Annotated in this window: 14 protein-coding genes; all 14 read right to left on the reverse strand. The window is 55.7% G+C overall.

Annotated features, from left to right (window positions below; translation table 11 throughout):
* Window positions 1-11: 11 nt before the first annotated feature.
* The 14 genes from F3I21_RS07880 to F3I21_RS07945 all read right to left on the reverse strand — a co-directional run bounded on the left by F3I21_RS07880 (window position 12) and on the right by F3I21_RS07945 (window position 18,083).
* Complete coding sequence (locus tag F3I21_RS07880) at window positions 12-1,427, reverse strand: mannose-1-phosphate guanylyltransferase/mannose-6-phosphate isomerase (RefSeq protein ID WP_058757298.1); 1,416 nt, start codon at window positions 1,425-1,427, stop codon at window positions 12-14.
* Window positions 1,428-1,946: 519 nt separating this feature from the next.
* Window positions 1,947-2,960 (reverse strand): UDP-glucose 4-epimerase GalE, encoded by a 1,014-nt coding sequence (gene galE / locus F3I21_RS07885; RefSeq protein ID WP_150058652.1) that lies wholly within the window; start codon window positions 2,958-2,960, stop codon window positions 1,947-1,949.
* Window positions 2,961-3,005: 45 nt separating this feature from the next.
* Window positions 3,006-3,902: a UTP--glucose-1-phosphate uridylyltransferase GalF gene (gene galF, locus F3I21_RS07890; RefSeq protein WP_021509335.1), complete on the reverse strand. Its 897-nt coding sequence runs from the start codon at window positions 3,900-3,902 to the stop codon at window positions 3,006-3,008.
* A gap of 90 nt (window positions 3,903-3,992) precedes the next feature.
* Complete coding sequence (locus F3I21_RS07895) at window positions 3,993-4,205, reverse strand: hypothetical protein (RefSeq protein ID WP_150058653.1); 213 nt, start codon at window positions 4,203-4,205, stop codon at window positions 3,993-3,995.
* Window positions 4,206-4,344: 139 nt separating this feature from the next.
* Complete coding sequence (locus tag F3I21_RS07900) at window positions 4,345-5,685, reverse strand: MOP flippase family protein (RefSeq protein WP_021509334.1); 1,341 nt, start codon at window positions 5,683-5,685, stop codon at window positions 4,345-4,347.
* Entirely contained in the window at window positions 5,682-6,905 is a 1,224-nt protein-coding gene (locus F3I21_RS07905; RefSeq protein ID WP_150058654.1) for a glycosyltransferase, read from the reverse strand. The genes F3I21_RS07900 and F3I21_RS07905 overlap by 4 nt, the downstream gene beginning before the upstream one ends.
* Before the next feature lie 3 nt (window positions 6,906-6,908).
* The gene (gene wcaK, locus F3I21_RS07910) at window positions 6,909-8,171 is read right to left on the reverse strand and encodes a colanic acid biosynthesis pyruvyl transferase WcaK (protein WP_150058655.1); all 1,263 of its coding nucleotides are present in this window, start codon (window positions 8,169-8,171) and stop codon (window positions 6,909-6,911) included.
* A gap of 539 nt (window positions 8,172-8,710) precedes the next feature.
* Window positions 8,711-10,921, reverse strand: coding sequence for a phage tailspike protein (locus tag F3I21_RS07915; RefSeq protein WP_031280062.1), 2,211 nt, complete (start codon window positions 10,919-10,921; stop codon window positions 8,711-8,713).
* 69 nt (window positions 10,922-10,990) lie between these two features.
* Complete coding sequence (locus F3I21_RS07920) at window positions 10,991-12,025, reverse strand: glycosyltransferase (protein WP_021509330.1); 1,035 nt, start codon at window positions 12,023-12,025, stop codon at window positions 10,991-10,993.
* A 155-nt stretch (window positions 12,026-12,180) separates the two neighbouring features.
* Window positions 12,181-12,933, reverse strand: a complete 753-nt coding sequence (locus F3I21_RS07925) for a glycosyltransferase family 2 protein (RefSeq protein WP_058757293.1) — start codon at window positions 12,931-12,933, stop codon at window positions 12,181-12,183.
* Window positions 12,934-13,003: 70 nt separating this feature from the next.
* The gene (locus tag F3I21_RS07930; RefSeq protein ID WP_058757292.1) at window positions 13,004-13,921 is read right to left on the reverse strand and encodes a glycosyltransferase family 2 protein; all 918 of its coding nucleotides are present in this window, start codon (window positions 13,919-13,921) and stop codon (window positions 13,004-13,006) included.
* A 397-nt stretch (window positions 13,922-14,318) separates the two neighbouring features.
* Window positions 14,319-16,496: a tyrosine-protein kinase Wzc gene (gene wzc, locus F3I21_RS07935; protein WP_021509327.1), complete on the reverse strand. Its 2,178-nt coding sequence runs from the start codon at window positions 16,494-16,496 to the stop codon at window positions 14,319-14,321.
* A gap of 12 nt (window positions 16,497-16,508) precedes the next feature.
* On the reverse strand, window positions 16,509-16,943 hold the full coding sequence (locus tag F3I21_RS07940; RefSeq protein ID WP_021509326.1) for a protein-tyrosine-phosphatase: 435 nt from the start codon (window positions 16,941-16,943) through the stop codon (window positions 16,509-16,511).
* 9 nt (window positions 16,944-16,952) lie between these two features.
* Entirely contained in the window at window positions 16,953-18,083 is a 1,131-nt protein-coding gene (locus tag F3I21_RS07945; protein ID WP_031280061.1) for a polysaccharide export protein, read from the reverse strand.
* Window positions 18,084-18,305 lie beyond the last annotated feature (222 nt).

Raw genomic sequence — 18,305 nt, forward strand, 5'->3', positions numbered from 1 at the left:
CTCGTCTGTCCTTACTTACTTGCAAATTGTTCTTTAATCAGAATTAAATCGTCATCGCCCAGATAGGAGCCTGACTGAATTTCCAGCAGCTCTAACGGAATCTTGCCTGGATTTTCTAACGTGTGCTGATGGCCAATCGGAATAAAGGTCGATTGGTTTTCCGTCAACAATAAGGTTTTATCCTGAATAGTCACTTTGGCAGTGCCGGATAAGATCACCCAGTGTTCAGTTCGGTGATAATGCATCTGTAATTCGAAACGTTCACCCGGTTTAACGGTGATACGATTTACATTAAAACGGCCGGTATTGACCACCAGATCGCAGCGTCCCCATGGCCAGTAAGTTTCACGATGACGACGATATTCCGTACGGCATTCGCTCTTCAGGAACTCCACCACGCGTTTGACGTCCTGAACCTGATCTTTGCGCGCCACCAGCACGGCATCTTTGGTGTTAACAATCACCAGATTTTCCACGCCGATAGCTGCCACTAACTGATCTTCGCTGTTGATGTAGCAATTTTTAGTGTTGTGCAGGAAGGTATCGCCTTTCAGCGAGTTACCGGCTGCATCTTTTTCATTCACTTCCCACAGCGCGGACCAGGATCCGACATCGCTCCAGCCCGCATCCAGCGGCACCACGACGGCTGCGTCCGTTTGCTCCATCACGGCATAATCAACTGACTCATCCGGGCAGGCAATGAAATCGTCTTTATCAATGCTGATGAAGTCGTTACCTTCTGCCACGTTCGCCATGGCACGGCGGCAGGCATCCAGGATATCTGGACGGAATTTTTCCAGTTCCTGCAGATAACGTTTGGCGCGGAACATAAACATCCCGCTGTTCCAGTAATATTCACCGGAAGCCAGATAATCCTGAGCCGTTTTCAGGTTAGGCTTTTCCACAAAACGCTGCACGCTAAACGGCGCATGTTCATCACCCGCCAGCTGCTCACCGCGATGAATATAGCCGTAACCGGTTTCAGGTCCGGTGGGCACGATGCCGAAGGTGACCAGATGCCCCTGCTTGGCATATTTCGTTGCGGTGGTGATGGCCTGGTGGAATGCCGCGCGGTTCTCAATGACATGGTCGGCGGCTAACACTAACAGCACCGGATCATCGCCTTGCTCAATCGCGTTAATCGCTGCCAGAGCAATCGCTGGCGCCGTGTTGCGACCAACCGGCTCAAGAATGATGTTATGGGAAAGTTTGTTGATCTGACGAAGTTGTTCAGCGACGAGGAAACGGTGCTCTTCGTTGCAGATGACCAGTGGAGCTCGCGCTTCAACACCGGTCAGGCGGTTGACAGTCTCCTGCAGCATCGAGTGCTGTCCATGCAAGCTGATGAACTGTTTTGGATACAATTCACGTGAAAGGGGCCACAAACGACTGCCGGTTCCTCCGGCCATGATTACGGGAAGTAACATTCCACAACCTCTAATGTGTCTTTTAGACTGCTCTATCATTTCCAGCGGGACAATTTTTCAGCAAAACAAAAAATAGCCACGCTACCGCCCTTGGCTTGCAGCAACCAATATGCTGTGTAACAAGTCAATCCTGTGCTTTCCGTCTCGGCTAATTATGGTCAATATTGCAGCATCAACCGCTTTGTCTGAGACCATCGCAAATAATACATTTTGTGCTGCCGAATTAACATGGTTATTGTCCGATGCCAGCGCGACGAATCTTAATTTTCTTTCACCGGTGCGTTTATCGCCAAGCTACTGAGCCGGAAAGAATATAGCTGGCGATTCGCAGAATGAAAGGCTGTAACGAGGTTTCACTAAATCAATATGATGAGCTGTGACGTTGATGCATTAGTCTGGTGCTGATTAGGATTTTTCTGCATCCCGCAAATGAATGCCTGACCAAAAAAACATCAAAGTAAATTATTTGCCCATAAAAAAACCCGGCATATGCCGGGTTTTTACTCATTACCTGCTTAATCACTTAAACCCATTCGGGTTCTTCGACTGCCAGTTCCAGGTATCGCGCATCATCGCATCGATACCGCGCGTGACGCGCCAGTCGAGCTCTTTGTTGGCCAGGCTGGCATCCGCCCAGAACGCTGGCAGATCGCCGTCGCGGCGCGGTTTGAACTCGAACGGAATCTGTTTACCGGATGCCTGCTCAAACGCCTTGATCATCTCCAGCACTGAGAAGCCTTTGCCGCCGCCGAGGTTGTAAGCTTTGTAGCCTTCAACTTTTGGCAGGTGATCCAGCGCTTTCAGATGCCCTTCCGCCAGGTCGACGACGTGAATGTAGTCGCGCTGGCAGGTGCCATCTGGCGTCGCATAGTCATCGCCAAATACGCCCAGCTTCTCCAGACGCCCAATCGCCACCTGCGCAATGTACGGCAGCAGGTTGTTCGGAATACCGGTTGGGTCTTCGCCAATCTCTCCGGATTCATGCGCGCCGACCGGGTTGAAGTAGCGCAGCGCGATGGCTTTGAAGTTCGGCTCGGCTTTGGCGAAGTCGCGCATCACGAACTCAATCATCAGCTTGGAGGTGCCGTACGGACTGGTGGTGCCACCAATCGGCGTCGTTTCAACGTACGGAACCGGTGCGTCAGCGCCATATACGGTGGCGGATGAGCTGAAGATAAAGTTCCACACGCCAGCGGCGCGCATCTCTTCCAGCAGCACCACGGTCCCGGCGACATTGTTTTCGTAATATTCCAGCGGCATGCGCGTGGATTCGCCTACCGCTTTCAGCGCGGCGAAGTGGATGACGGCTGAGATGTCATTGCTGGCAAACAGATCGCGCAGGCAGGCGCGGTCGCGGATATCGCCTTCAACGAAGACCGCTTTCTTACCAGCCAGCTTCTCAACGCGATTGATTGCTTCGCGCGAGGCATTGCAAAGGTTATCCAGGACTACAACGTCGTCGCCGCGCTCTAACAGCGCCAGCACCGTATGGGAGCCGATGTACCCTGCTCCGCCCGTTACCAAAATAGCCATGTGTACTCCTTTAAAACCGCGCAACCTGCGCGGCGGGGAAAGAGATTATTTTGCCAGAATTTTTTGGATTGCTTCGCGGAAATCGCGGCCCTGGGTGTTGTTGCGCAGACCGTAAGAGACGAAGGCCTGCATGTAGCCGAGTTTACGACCGCAGTCGAAGCTGGTGCCGGTCAGCAGCTGGGCATCAACCGGTTTTTTCTGGCTCAGGGAGGCGATGGCATCGGTCAGCTGGATACGGCCCCAGGCACCTGGCTCCGTGCGCTCCAGTTCACCCCAGATATCCGCAGAAAGCACGTAACGGCCCACGGCGGTCAGGTCTGAGTTCAGCTCGGACGGATGCTCAGGTTTTTCTACGAAGTTGGTGATGGTGCTGATATCGCCCGGGTTATCCAGCGGCTGCTCGGTGGTCAGCACGCCATACTCAGACAGGTCTTCGCCCGGCATGTGTTTCGCCAGAACCTGGCTGCGGCCGGTCTCTTCGAAGCGTGCCACCATCGCGGCAAGGTTGTAACGCAGGTGGTCAGCGGTAGAGTCATCCAGCAGCACGTCTGGCAGGACCACCACAAATGGGTTGTCGCCAATCATCGGACGGGCACACAGTACTGAGTGGCCAAGACCCAGCGGGTTCGCCTGACGCACGTTCATGATAGTCACGCCCGGCGGACAGATTGACTGCACTTCGCTCAGCAGCTGGCGTTTAACGCGCGCTTCAAGCAGCGCTTCCAGCTCGTAGGTGGTATCGAAGTGGTTTTCCACTGCATTTTTGGAAGCATGGGTGACCAGCACAATCTCCTTGATGCCCGCCGCCACGCACTCGTCGACAATGTACTGAATCATTGGTTTATCGACGATAGGCAGCATCTCTTTCGGAATGGCTTTAGTCGCAGGGAGCATATGCATACCGAGACCCGCAACCGGGATTACTGCTTTAAGCTTGGTCATATTTATTCCATTTCATGAAGTGAATACGTGGGGTCGATTATGCAGGATCGGCCGGTTGAGCAAGTATAATCTTTATCTGAAAAACCGGCACTAACTCTCTGTCAACACATAAAAAATCGTCAAAAAGTCCATCTGCCACCCGGCAATCAGGCGGGAAAAAAAAGCGGCTAAATGGCTGAAAAACAGTGGAAGGCAGAGTGTAAGGCGATGACCGGTGAGGCCAGTGATTGTTGAGCGTTCAGACCGGCGTTGCGGAAACATCATTGGGGCGAAGATGGAAGCGTATTTTTGAAAGGTCGCCATGAATGGCGCCCCTACAGGATCACAGCAGGTTTTTGTAGGGTGCGCATTAATGCGCACCGGCAGCTGCACGTCACTCACCGATCACATCTGATGATGCCGGGCGGTCGCCGTTGCCGACGACCGCCCCCGTCATCACCGCTTACAGCCAGCCCTCAAACCACTCGGGCATCACGAACAGGTTGAAATGATTCACCAGCAGCATCAGGCCGACAAACACCACCGACACCGACACCCACTGGCGCGCATACGGCATAAAGCGGATGCCAATCACCGGTTTGATGAAGAACGGATGCGCGAAGGCGGAGATCAGCACCTGTGAAATCGACAGCGTCAGCGCCACATAAATCACGTTCGGCCAGATCCACGTAGTGGCCAGCACCACCACCACCACCAGGCTGGCGACGATATTCCAGTAGAACTCGACGTTGGTGCGTCCGTTCGCCTGGGAGATCGCGCCGGTCAGGCCGCCCATCGGGCGCAGCATACCGAACAGCAGCATCAGCGGGATCAGGTGATACACCTGCTCGTGCGAAGCGCCGTACAGCACACGCACAATCACCGGAGAGAGAATACCAATCGCCAGGTACATCGCACTGCTGAACAGCATGATGACGAAGGTGCCCTTGAGGAACAGTTTTTTTAGCTGCTCGGGATCGTGCTGCTTCTCGGCGAAGCGCGGCAGCGCCAGGCGGTTAATCACTGGCGACACCAGCTTCAGCGGCTGCAGAATCAGCTCTTTCGCCAGCGAGTAAATCCCCAGCATTTCGGCACCCATCACTTTACCGACGATCAGCGCATCGGCCTGAGTACGCAGCTGATTAATGGTCTGCGAACCCAACTGATAGATACCGTAACGCACCGCGCTGACAAAGGTTTTGCCGTCGAACTCCCACGTTGGCCGCCATGACTTCTCGCCAAAGTAGATCATGCAGAGAATGCGCGTGAAGGCGTTGATGAACAGCCCGAGAATCGCCGCCGCCACCGTCAGCGAGGTGAAATAGAGCATCGCCACCGTACACAGGAAGGCAAACAGCTTGGTGCCCATCTCAATCTTCGCCAGCGTCACCATGCGTTTGGTTTTTACATAGTGCGCCTGATACTGCGACAGGTGGCCGAGCACGAGGAAGTTGAGGCTGGTGAGCATAATCAGCGCTGTCAGCTCCGGCAGATGGTAGAACCACGCCACCGGCCAGGCGATAGCCAGCATGATCAGACCGGTACAGAAGCTCAGCGAGACGTTAACCCAGTAAATGGTGCTCTGCTCACGACGTGTAATCTCCTGACGATGCACGATATAGCTGCTCATGCCCATGTCCTGCAGCACGGTAGCCACCGCCAGAATGGCGTTGATGATCGCCAGCAAACCCAGCTCGTGCGCTTCCAGCTTGCGCGCCAGCACCGCCAGCTGCAGCACCTGCAGCAGCGCGGCAAAGCAGGTGCTGCCAAACAGCCACACCGCCTGTTTTTTTAATCCACTCACACCATGCGCTCCAGAATTTTCGCCAGCTCGCCGTAAGCGATGTGCTGATTGAACTCGGTTTCCACTTTATGGCGCGCTGCGGCCACCACCGGTGCAACGTCAACGTCGCCGCGCGACAGGCGCAGCAGCGTGTCCGCCAGCTCACCGGCATCATTTTCCGATACCAGCCAGCCGCTGACGTTATTCTGAATCAGCTCCGGGATGCCGCTGTGGTAGGTGGACACCACCGGCAGGCCGACCGCCATCGCTTCCATCAGCGCCACCGGAATGCCTTCCATATCGCCATCGGCGGCGGTTTTCGACGGCAGCAGGAAGATATCGGCCTCGCTCAGCGCCTGACGAATCTCCTCCTGCGGCTTGAAGCCCGGCATGGTCACCATGTCTTCCAGGCCGGCACGTGCGATGTGCTCACGCATCATGCCGTCCTGCTCGCCGTTACCAATGATGGTGAACTGGAACTGACCGCCGTTATCGCGCAGGATTTCACTGGCTTTTACCGCCACGTCCAGCCCTTTTTTCTCGGTCAGGCGCGCCACCGAAACGATGCGCAGCGGTTTGTGGAACGCGTCGCGTGGCTGGAAGTTAAACTTCTCCGGCTCGATGCCCATGCGCGTGACGTGCACTTTCTCGCGCGGACAGCCCATCTCAATCAGCTTGTTCTCCCACAGATGGCTGATCGGCAGCATCAGTTCGCTCTGTCTGAACAGGTTGATGTAATCCAGTTTGTGCTCTTCAAGAATGTGGCGACGCGAGATATCAGCGCCGTGGAACACCGTCGCCTGCTTGCCCTTCAGTACCCCCAGCTCGCGCAGTTTATTTGCCAGCGCACCGGCATAGCCGAAGTGCACCAGGAACACATCGGCGGTAAAGGTCTGCCGGGCGTTTGCGACAATGGCTGGCAGCAGCAGCTTTTTCGCCTGCGCACCGTAGCGGCCAACGTTAAGCGACTTCAGCAGCGCCGGCTTGGCGATTTTCGGCAGCATCAGTCCGATGCGCTGGGTCAGTTTGTCGAGGTTTGATACCTTCTCTTCCGGCAGCAGATAGTGGGTTTTCGCCGCCAGATTGTACTCATCAAACGCGGCATGACGGTTGATCATGTCGCCCGGAAACACCGAGATGATCTCGACGTCATAGCCGGCATCGATGAAATGCGTCACCTGATTGAGGACAAACGTCTCAGAGGCAACCGGAAAACGCATGGTGAAAAAGGTTAGCTTCATCACTTACCCCAGGACGTTGAGAATTTCTTCGGTGATGCGGTTGCCGATTTCACGCTCCTGCGCCACCGCGGTGTTCACTTTTTGCTTCACGTTGTCATAGTCCGCCAGCACCGTTTGCACTTTGTCGATCAGCGAGCCGTCCATCAGGCTCTGCACGTCGGTGGCCATCTGCGGCAGCCCCAGCTGGTTCATCACGCCGAGCGATTTGTGCTCGTAGTTGATGGCCACGGCTGGCGTGCCGAAGTTCATGGAGATGATTGCCGAGTGCAGGCGCGTGCCGATGGTGAGATGGCAGTGGCTGAGCAGGATGCCGAGTTCCTGGTCGTTGAACTCGTCCATGATCACATGGTAGTGCTCCGGCTGCTCAACGTGGTCGCGCAGCGTCAGCGCCACCATACGGTCATCTTTGGCATAGCTGTCGATGCCGGTACAGGTGGAGAACGCCACCACCTGATAACCTTCGGCGATCATGGCGTTGATCACCCGGCCAAACGCGGCTTCGTACTCTTTCTGCGTGACGCCAAGACGTTTGTCGAACGGCGCCAGCTCACGCACGGTGATGGCGATGGTTTTGCGCGACTGAATGATGTTCTGCCAGTGCAGCAGGTTGTGGCTTGGATTTTCGACCTCGCGCGCCTGCACCAGGAACGCGGTGTCCACGCCCTTCTTCACCCGGCTGGTGGTCACGCCATCCTGCTTCAGGCGATCGAGGCTGACCTCTTCGCGCAGCACCAGGCTGTCGACGCGGTCAAACACAAAGTTTGCCAGCGCATTGACGCGCGGGTTTTCGAACGGGCCCACCGAGTGACCGATCATGTGCAGCGGCTTCTTCGCCATCAGCGCGCACAGCGCGTGATCGAACTGGGTGACGCCGTACAGATCGACGAAGAACGAGCCGCCGACCTGAATGATGGCATCATATTTCGCCAGGCTGCGGGTGAATTCCGCCAGATGCGGCGGCACCGAGAAGGATTTATATACGCCACCTTTGCCGAGGTGCGCCATCATGATGTCCGGCATCAGACGGTTGGCGACTTTGCGCTTCAGGCTGCTGACCAGCCCTTTTGGCGCCTTACTGTTGTGCAGAAACAGCGAATCCTGCTGGATGTGCTGCTGCAGTAAATATCCGGAGCTGGTTGGATAGCGGCTGATGACATCGATATCCAGATCCCCACGCGCGGCCTGCAATGAATCAATCAGTCCACGTAAAATCGCGCCATCCCCACGATTTCCACAGGTATGGTTACCCACCAATAAAATCTTCATAAAAACTCCAGATAAATTTTTGTAATTTTTTACAAGCCGCCAGTTCCATACTGGCTAAGTGAACTCTGTAAGAAAAAACTGCTAATGGGCTAGCGGCCCGAAATTAACGACTGCCTGTTGTGACGTAAATGCGTTATCTGTTTAGCGGTGCGCATAAATGCGCACCCTACATATCTGGCGCTGCGCCGGGCATCAATCCACGCCCTGCATCGCCGGTATACGGTGCGCATAAATGCGCACCCTACATATCTGGTGCTGCGCCGGGCATCAATCCGCGCCCTGCATCGCCGGTTTACGGTGCGCATAAATGCGCACCCTACATTTCTGGTGCTGCGCCGGGCATCAATCCACGCCCTGCATCGCCGGTATACGGTGCGCATTAATGCGCCCCCTACATTTCTGGTGCTGCGACGGGCATCAATCCGCACCCTGCATCGCCGGTATACGGTGCGCATTAATGCGCACCCTACAAGTCCTCTGCGCGATGATGAGAAGTGCACGGACGTAGGGTCGCCATTCATGGCGACCGCCGCTCATCCTCACGACTTCAGCGCAAAATACGGCAGCGCCACCTGCTCGCCGTTGATCACCACTGAAACAAACCCCTTCGGCTGGCGCGTATCCACTTCTTCGGGCTTCAGCGCACGCGACGCCAGCAGCAAATCGCCCTGCTCGTTGCCGCCGATGCCGGCTTTACCGTTGTGCAGGCTAAACCGCTGCGGGGCCGGCTGGCTGCCGCTGGTCGGACTGCCCTGCGCCATGGTGGCGTCAACGCGCGCACAGCGGCCGGTGAGGAACCGGTCTTTGGCGGTGCTCTTAATCAGCACCACCGCCGTCGGCGTCCAGCCCGCCAGTTTGACGAACACTTTGCTATCGGTATCGCTGCGTGCATCGACGCGCACCTCCAGCACCGGCGAACTGCCTTCCGCGGACCAGCTGGCTTCCGCCTTGCTGGTTTTGCGCTGCAGATGAATCACTGCGCGACCGCCGGTCTGTTTACCGCCCATCACATCGAGCAGCGGCTGCTTGTCGCTGCCGTTGCTGAACTGCGACTGACCAAACAGCTCGATCTCCCAGCTGTCACCCACGGTGGGCGAGTAAAAATTCCCCAGCTCGAACCAGGTGGCCTGATTGGTGTTGTTGGTCAGACGGAAACGCGATGTGATGTAGTTGTATTTCAGGCTGCCGTCGATGGCCACGCCGTAAGACTCTACCCGCGTTGAGCCCATCTCCCAGATATTCAGCCAGCGCTCGCCTTCCAGCGAGTTATCGATCCAGCTGCCAGACTGCAGATTGGTCTGGCGCATGTTAAGGCGGGAATTGCGCGCGTTCAGCGGGTTTTTGCAATCTTCCAGGCTCAGCGCATCAATGATCCACTGGCCGTTCGAGATATCGCCGGGGTGCTCGCTGTGCTCAATCCAGCCGTTATGAATGATCGACTGGCTGCAGCGCGGCAGGTTAAGTACCATGCCGCCGGTACAGCGCTGGGCGTTGAAGTTCGACAGCTCAATCGCCGTACTGTGGTCCCATGCACCCTGCTTCTGTCCGGACCAGCTGGCTTTGATCACGTCACCGGTACAGGTGTCGGCGTACCACTGGTCGATTTTGCAGTCCAGCGTATCCAGCAGGCTGATCGAGGTGCCGCCGACGCGGTTGAAGCGCAGGCAGGCACCGCGGAAGAACTGGCCGCCCGGACAGGTGTTGCGGAACAGCCCCTGTTTGTTTGGCCGCTTGTCGTTCTGACCGTTGAAGATCAGGTTGGAGATTTCGGTCCAGCGCGCATTCACCTGGAACAGGAATTCGGAACGACCGTCAGATACCAGCGTAGTCGCCGGGAAATAGCCGAAGTTAACCATCGCGCCGGAAATGCGGAAGAAGCGCTGCTGCTGATCGCCAAAGTCACAGCCGGTCACGAAGAAGGTGCCTGCCGGAAACTGAACGCAGATCTGCTGGTTAGCCTTGAGCGACCACTGATACATGGCTTTGATCGCCGGTGCCGTATCGGTTTTGCCGTCGGCGATGGCGCCGAAGTCAAACAGCGTCAGACGGTTGAAATCTTCCACCACGCGGCGCCAGTAGAACCCGTTACCGCTGAAAATCACGCCGCCATCATCTTCGCCTTCGCCATACACGCCGACGAACTCGCCGCCGCCCACTTCCAGCCCTTCGTGCCAGCTCTTCAGCTTGATTTTCGCTCCGGCAAACAGCGGTCGGGTTTTACGCAGCTCTTCCACCGACGGGATTTCGCCGATCAGCTGATAACCGTTCGGCTGCGCCAGGCGCTGGCTGAAGTTGCTGGCGTTCGGGCGCGACACGTCGCTGATGGAAAACAGCGTATTACCCTGGTTATCTTCCACCACCATCGAGTGCGCGGGATTGGCGATTAACGCGGCATTATCGTGAATAAACTGGGCAAAGTTGCCTTTATTGAGCGCAATTGGCTGGCTCACCTGGGAAACCTTACCGCTGGCGTCGCGCAGATACACCGGAATCTGGTTGCCGGCCTGGCTGGCATCTTTGCCTGCTGCGCCAATCCACAGTTTGCCCTCAAAGTTCTGCCAGAACTGCGGTGGCATGGTATAGACATTTTCCGGCGTCAGAATCGGCACATCGCCCGGCGGGACGCTGGAGGCATCAACCGCTTTCAGCGCCGGCTGACCACTTTTGGCGGCGTAACTGGAAAACGCGCTCACCGACAGCGCGGCAACAATGGAGGAGGCTGCAGTTTGCAAGACTTCTCTTCTTTTCATGCTAACAATCCCGTGGTCATGGGGCCGCATGGCGGCCGAAAAGGTATCCCCGAGGCACGATAAAAGTGGTTACACCAGCGCCAGCCAGCTCTGTTTGATCTGATTACCGTCAAACTTCAGCGCCGTCTCTTTGGTCTTTTCGCTCATGGCAAAGAACAGGCGATCGTCGCTGGCCAGCTGCTCCATGCGCGCCAGGAAAGTGGCTTTGTCGTTCATTGGTACCAGGAAGCCATCTTCGCCGTGGTTGATGATCTCCTGCGGTCCGGTCGGACAGTCATAGGCCACCACCGGCAGCGACCAGGATTTGGCTTCCAGCAGTACCAGCGGCAGCCCTTCATAACGTGAGGTCATCAGCGCCATGTCGCTGTCGCGGTAGTAATCATTGATATTGCTGACTTTGCCGACAAAGTTAACGCTGCCGGTGATGCCCAGCGCCGCGGCCTGATCGTGCAGCTGCTGGCGCAGTTCGCCGTCACCGGCGATCACCAGCTTCCACTCCGGGTGTTTTTTGCTGAAGTCGGCCCAGATATCCAGCAGCAGGTCAAAGCCCTTTTGGTTATCGAGGCGGCCTACCGCCAGCGCCTGACGGCTGCGCGTCTCGCGCTGCCAGGATTTGTACACCACCGGATTAGGAATTTGCTGGCTGGGGATATGCCAGCGGGTGAAGACCTGATGGTCTTTGTCAGTCAGCACGATCACCTGGTCGTAGTAGCGCAGCAGTAGCCACTTCAGCAGTTTGATCGGCTTGCTGAACGAGTTAATAGCGATGTGCTCACAGGCGTAGGCTTTGAAGGTTTTTTTCTTCATTGCCATCAGGTTCCAGAAGGCAAACATCACGCTCAGGCGCCCCATACTAATCAGGAATACGCTGTCGAAGCCCTCCTGATGGATGCGCGCCACGGCACTTTTAATCGGGTTGCTGTGGCCTTCGAAGCTGACAATCTCTTTCACCCGCTCAAACGGGTAAAAGGTTTTGCCGTGCCCTTCCAGCGAGTAAATGGTGACAGCATGCTCTTCACCGAGGCACTCCGACATGAAGTTGCAGATGTTCTCCGTGCCTGCGTAGGAGTAGGCATCCTTAATAACCAAAACAATCTTTTTCATCTGATACTTTTCACCTCAAATTGCTCAAATCCAGACCCAAGTCATTTGTGTTGCCGCAAGGCGGCAAGTGCGTTCATTCCCGGGAGCTTACTCAAGTAAGTGACCGGGATGGACGTGCGCAGCCAACGTAGCGGCAGCGCGAAGGACACAGGGTCTTAGCGATGTTTAAGGGTGAAAAGAACCCCATTCACCATATACCAGCCGTAATAGTAATAGATTTTTAAAGGATTGTTTTTATAGATAATTCTTAATAATTCGAGGTGCCATTTCGCCGCTTTATTTTTGTTACGCGACAGTGAATCGCCCAGCTCGTAGTAGTTGACCAGCGTCTTCTGGATCACCCGGGCTTGTTTGTAGCGGAGGAACAGCTCATAGAGGAACAGGAAGTCTTCATGGCCTTTACGCTGGAAGAAGATGCCCTGTGGCGGACGACGGAAACACACCGAGGAGAAGCAGACGCGATACTGCTTCTTCACGAAATTTTCCTGCTGCAGATAAGGTTTGTGGTAGTTGATGTCGTGATCGGCGGTTTTGGTTTTGTAGTGATAATGGGTGATGACGAAGTCGTCACCGGCGGCCAGCGCCGCGGCCTGTTCGGCCAGTTTCTCCGCGTGCCATTCGTCATCGCTGTCGAGAAACGCAATGATCTCCTCTTTGGCCGCGCGCAGACCCACGTTGCGCGTTTCCGCCGCGCCGAGGTTGACCTCGTTGCTGAGGATAGTGATGCGCGCGTCCTGGCAGTGCTCGCGCACAAAAGCGAGTGAATCATCGGTGGATTTATCATTGACCAGGTAGAGATGCCAGTCGCTGTAGGTCTGATTCACGATCGACTCAACCGCACGCAGCACGGTGTTGCGCGCGTTGTACATCGGCATCACGATACCGATGGTGCCAACATGATTTGTCATTTGTATACCCGGAGTGTCAGGAACCGAAAAAATGCTCCCGCTGCGGGAGCAAGTGAAAGTTGTAAATCGATCAGGAAACCGCTCTTCGCCCCGTGAAGCGCGACTTCAGCTTATCGACCAGGCGATTGATGAAGTAGGCGCGGTTATCACGGTTGGTGAGGAAGAAGTAGCGCGCAAAACTGACGCTGGCCAGCAGCGAATTGCCATCCATTTTGTAGCGCAGCGGTAGCTTGAACGCTTTGTAGGTATGGATATCGCGCGCCGTCAGGTGCGGCTTCATGGTGTCGAGCCAGAAGAAGGAGTACTTCACCGACTCGCCTTTGTGTTTGGAACCAAATTTGGTCACCAGATGGTAGGTCGCCAGCGGTTTGGCGATCATCACAAATTCGTAGCCCATGCGGTCGGCGCGGATGCAGAAGTCATAATCCTGATGGCGAATATAGCGCGCATCAAACTGGATTCTGGCGGCATCTTCGCGTTTCAGCACGATGGTACTGGTCTGGATAAAGCCGTAACAGCCAAACAGGTACTCCGCCACGGTCTCGTTTTTACCCGGCGGCTGCATCGGCATCACTTTGAGGAAGCTGCCGTCCTGATGAATATTGACCTGGCTGAAGATGACATAGCGCGATTTACCCTGCGCTTCCAGCTTGCGGATGGTATCGCACACTTCCAGCAGCTTGTCCGCGTGCCACTCGTCGTCGGCGTCGAGGAAGCTGATGAAGTCGCCCTGCGCCAGTTCAATACCTTTGTTGCGCGCGCCGGCACCGTTGAGTTTGACCTCAGACAGCTCCAGTTTGATGTCCAGATCCTGATAGCGCTCGCCGCGCACCACCTGCGCCAGTTCCGCGGCATCAGCGGATTTGTCATCCACGATGATGACTTCAAAGTTGCGATAGGTTTGCGCTTTAACGCAATCCAGCGTCGTGACAATCGATTTCGACGCGTTATAAGCGGGAATTACAATTGAGAAGCGGATGTCCTGCATTGCCAGCACCTCTTAAACAGCTGTTCCAGATTCAACGGTAACGCGAGCGGCCTGTAGAAAGGAATCGGCTTTGTTCTGAAAAATCATGCCGTTAGTATTCTTTTTCAATAAGACTTTTCGTACCGTCACGGAAATACCTAAGATTGTGCTGTGTGTATGTTGGGTAGTGCAAAACGCACCGAAAATAAATCGTTATTATGTTCGCGGTATCAATTTCACCGCCGCAGTTTTCTGCGCTTAATCACCGCACGTTCCGTAGCGGCGCAATTTATTGCGCGATAAATCGCGCCGCTACAATACTCTGCGGTGTATCCGCATATTTTGCAGAGGCGCAAGGTATGGCGCTTAGCCAGAGACGCGCCATAAAAAGGGGCGGAAAATCCGCCCCCGATAGTGCTTAGCTTTTGCTCTCTTTGCCGTATTCGTAGTTGTAATAGTCGTAGCCATAACCATAGGCATTCGACGCTTTACGGACCACGGCGTTGAGGATGACGCCTTTAATCTCGATACCGTTCTGAGCGAAGCGCTTGTAGCTGACATCCAGCTCTTTAGTGGTGTTGGTTTCGAAACGCGCCACCATCAGCGAGGTACCGGCCAGCTTACCGATGATGGAAGCGTCGGTTACAGCCAGAATCGGCGGCGTATCGATCAGCACCAGGTCATAGTTCTTGCTTGCCCAGTCCAGCAGCTCCTGCATGCGACGATGCATCAGCAGCTCAGACGGGTTCGGTGGCACCTGACCGCGCGGCAGGAAGTCAAAACCGTACACGCCCTTCTGAATCATCGCCGGCGAGAACTCGCTCTTGCCTGACAGTACGTTAGACAGGCCGGTCTTGTTATCCGCACCCAGCAGCTCGTGGGTATAGCCGCGGCGCATATCACCATCGATGAACAGTACGCGCTGACCTGCTTTGGATACCAGCGTCGCCAGGTTGGCACAGATAAAGGTTTTACCAATACCCGGGCTGGCACCGGTGATCATCAGGATGTTGTTTTTCGCTTCCATCATGGCGAAGTGCAGGCTGGTACGCAGGCTACGAATCGCTTCGATGGAGAGGTCCGTCGGGTTACCCAGCGCCAGCAGCGTGTTGTGCGGATCCGACTTCTCTTTGCTGCCGCGTCGCGCCAGCGCTTCGGTGTCTTTCTTACGCTGCCACTCGGAGAGCGGTACGCTGGCATAGACGTTCATGCCCAGCTCTTCCAGCTGCTCCGGGTTGTCGATCCCGTGGTGGAACAGCGCTTTCAGCAGCACCAGACCAACCGACAGCATCAGACCAACAATCAGGCCCGCGACAATAATCAGCAGTTTCTTTGGTGCCACCGGGCTGGTGCTGGTTTCAGCACGGTCGATGATGCGCACATCACCCACGGTGCTGGCCTTACTGATGCCCAGTTCCTGCTGACGGTTCAGCAGCTGCATGTAGATTTCCTGACCGGCCTGCACATCACGCGTCAGACGCAGAATCTCCTGCTGGGTCTGCGGCATGGCCGAGATTTTCTTGTTCAGCTGCGCCTGTTCCGCTTCCAGCGTTTTGCGTTTTTCCAGCAGCGCGCGGTACGTCGGGTGGTCTTTGGTGAACAGCTGGGAAACTTCGGCTTCACGGAAGGTCAGCTCGTTCAGCTGGCTCTGGACGCTAACGGACGAGTCGAGCGCCGATTTGGCTTCCAGCGACATGTCCACCGACTCGTTCTGACGACGGAAGGTGTTCAGCTTGTCTTCCGCATCGTCCAGCTTGGCACGCACGTTAGGCAGCTGGGTGCGCAGGAATTCGAGGCTCTTTTCCGCCTGCTCAGACTTACGCTCAACGTTCTGCAGCAGATAGTTGTTGACGATCTGGTTCAGCACGCGGCTCGCCTGCTCCTGATCTTCATCCTGGAACTCCAGGCCCAGCACGCCGGTGGTTTTGCCTTTATCGGCGACGGTCAGCGCGCCGAGTACGGTTTTAATCGCCTGCAGGTCGCTCAGCTTGGTAACGCTGAAGCTGGTGCCTTCGTCAGCCTGAATGCCGCTAACCAGCATGGTGACGTCGCCGTGCTGCTCCAGCTGACCGACGCGGCCTTTGAACAGTTCGTCGCCGTCTTTGCTCACGGTATAGGTCTGCGGACCGGTGACTTCCAGCTCAACGGTACGTTTGTCGATGCTGCGCGGAATTTCCAGGCGTGAAATGGCAATCTGCGCCGGCTTGTTGCCCATCAGGCGCGACAGACCTTTACCGATCACCGGGAAGTAGTTTTGCTGAATGACCGTGTCCAGACCGAGGTCGTTAACGGTTTTACCAATCACCATGCGGGATTCGATAATCTGAATCTCGGTGTCTGATGCTGGCGTGGTCGGAATCACATCCTGTAATTCGTTCAGCACCGAGGCGGTGTTTTTCTGCTCCACCTGCACCATAGCGTCCGCGCTATAGATTGGCGTAGCAAACAGTGTGTAGAGCGTTGCCATCAGCATAAAGAAAGCGGTGACCGCCACGATGATCCAGCGATGATCGATCAGCTGTCCCACAAGATGCGCCAGATCCCATCCATTCGAATCTTCTTTTGGCGCAGTCATAACCTTGTTTTTGATATTCATGGATATTCCCAACTATCGGCTTAGTACGTTAACCCATTTCTGGGTAGCGTTTTCCAGTAACCCGTAAACCTCTTCAAAGGCCTCACGGCTTTTTTTGTACGGATCCGCAATTTCCTGTTGGTTAAGCCAGTGGCCCAGCAGCATGGTCTTCCCCCGCGCCGCCGGATCGATGCGGTTCACCTGCTCAACGTGGCGCTTCTCCATTACCAGAATCAGGTCAAAGTCACGGCACATGCTGGCCGTTAACTGCTGAGCCTCATGACCGTCCAGCGAGACGCCATGTTCAGCGGCGACGGCGCTGGCCGTCTTATCCGCCGGATGGCCCTTGAGGGCGCCAAGACCGGCAGAGGCGATACGGGTATGCGGAAGTGCGCGTTTAAACAGACGCTCCCCGGTGGGGGAGCGGCAAATGTTGCCGACGCAGACGACTAACACTGACTTAATCATGGTAAAACCTTAGTCCGACCAGTTGCGGAAACGCAGCGCTGCGGAGCTTGCATCGTCGATACCCACGATGGTCGGCAGCAGTCCGGAAATCACGCGGTTCCAGCGGGTGATTGGTGTTGCGGTGACGTAGACAATGTCGTACGGCTCCAGTTGGAATTCGGTGCCCATCACCATCGACGCCGCATCTTTGGTGTTCAGCTGATAGATGTTGGCGATCTTGGTGCGGTTAGCACCGCGAATCGGACGAATGACGAATACGCCGGTGGCGTCAGAGGTGGTTTGATCCATGCCCTGTGCGTTACCCAGCGCTTCAGCCAGCGTCATGCCGCTGCGGTCCATCTTCAGCGTGGTCTGCTGTTTCACTTCGCCCATTACGAAGATCTTCAGATCGTCGTTACGCGGTACGTAAAGGATATCGCCCGGATAGAGCAGATGGTTCTGGCTCAGGTCGCCGTTTTGCATCAGCGCCTGCAGCGAAATGCGCTGCTCGCGGCCGTTGTGCGTCAGCACCACGTTGCGCCAGTCGGCGTCGGCGGCAAGACCACCCGCGGCGTTCACCGCATCCAGCACGGTCAGCGGCACGTTGGTAATCGGCTGCTGGCCGGAGGTGGTGACCGAACCGGTCACGTAGGCTTTCTGCGAACGGAACGCGGCCACATTGACATCCACCTGCGGACTTTCAATGAACTGCGCCAGACGACGCGCGATTTCACTGCGGATTTCCGTCACGGTGCGGCCTGCAACGCGCACTTTACCGATGTACGGATAGAAAATGGTACCGTCTGCCTGCACCCAGTTACCGGTGTCGCTGGCGCTACGGTACTGACCGGCCGGCGTGGTCAGCTCAGGGTGATCCCATACGGTGACGTTCAGTACGTCGCCGATGCCAACGCGGTATTGATAGCTCTGAATCTCGTTCTGCAGCAGCGGGTTAGCCTGAGCAACCAGCGGCTTCGGACGCATCTGTTCAACCAGACGCGGCGTCAGAGGGAAGACGTTAACGTATTTGTCGATGTCAAAATTGCTATCCTGTTGCTCAATGACATCTTTTCCGCTAGTGGAAAGGTGCGAACCTGGTTCGATGGTGCACCCGGAGAGGAAAGTCGCGGATACCAGTAACGGTATCAATTTAGTTTTCATTATCATCTGGTTCTTCGCTATCAGTTAATGATTGATAGAGGCGAAAACGCCGCTGTGTAAGCGTCTAACAAAAATAAAGGCAAGGAATTAAACACTGAAACTGAGGTTCATTATCATTAGCTCCCTGGTTTATGTTGTCATCCTGGTTGCAGACGACTTCAATTAAAGTGGGTTATCGTTAAGCGGCTTAATAACCCGCTCTGTTCGGGCTCGATAATGGCA

Source organism: Pantoea sp. B_9, assembly GCF_008632015.1.
Taxonomy (GTDB): domain Bacteria; phylum Pseudomonadota; class Gammaproteobacteria; order Enterobacterales; family Enterobacteriaceae; genus Pantoea; species Pantoea dispersa.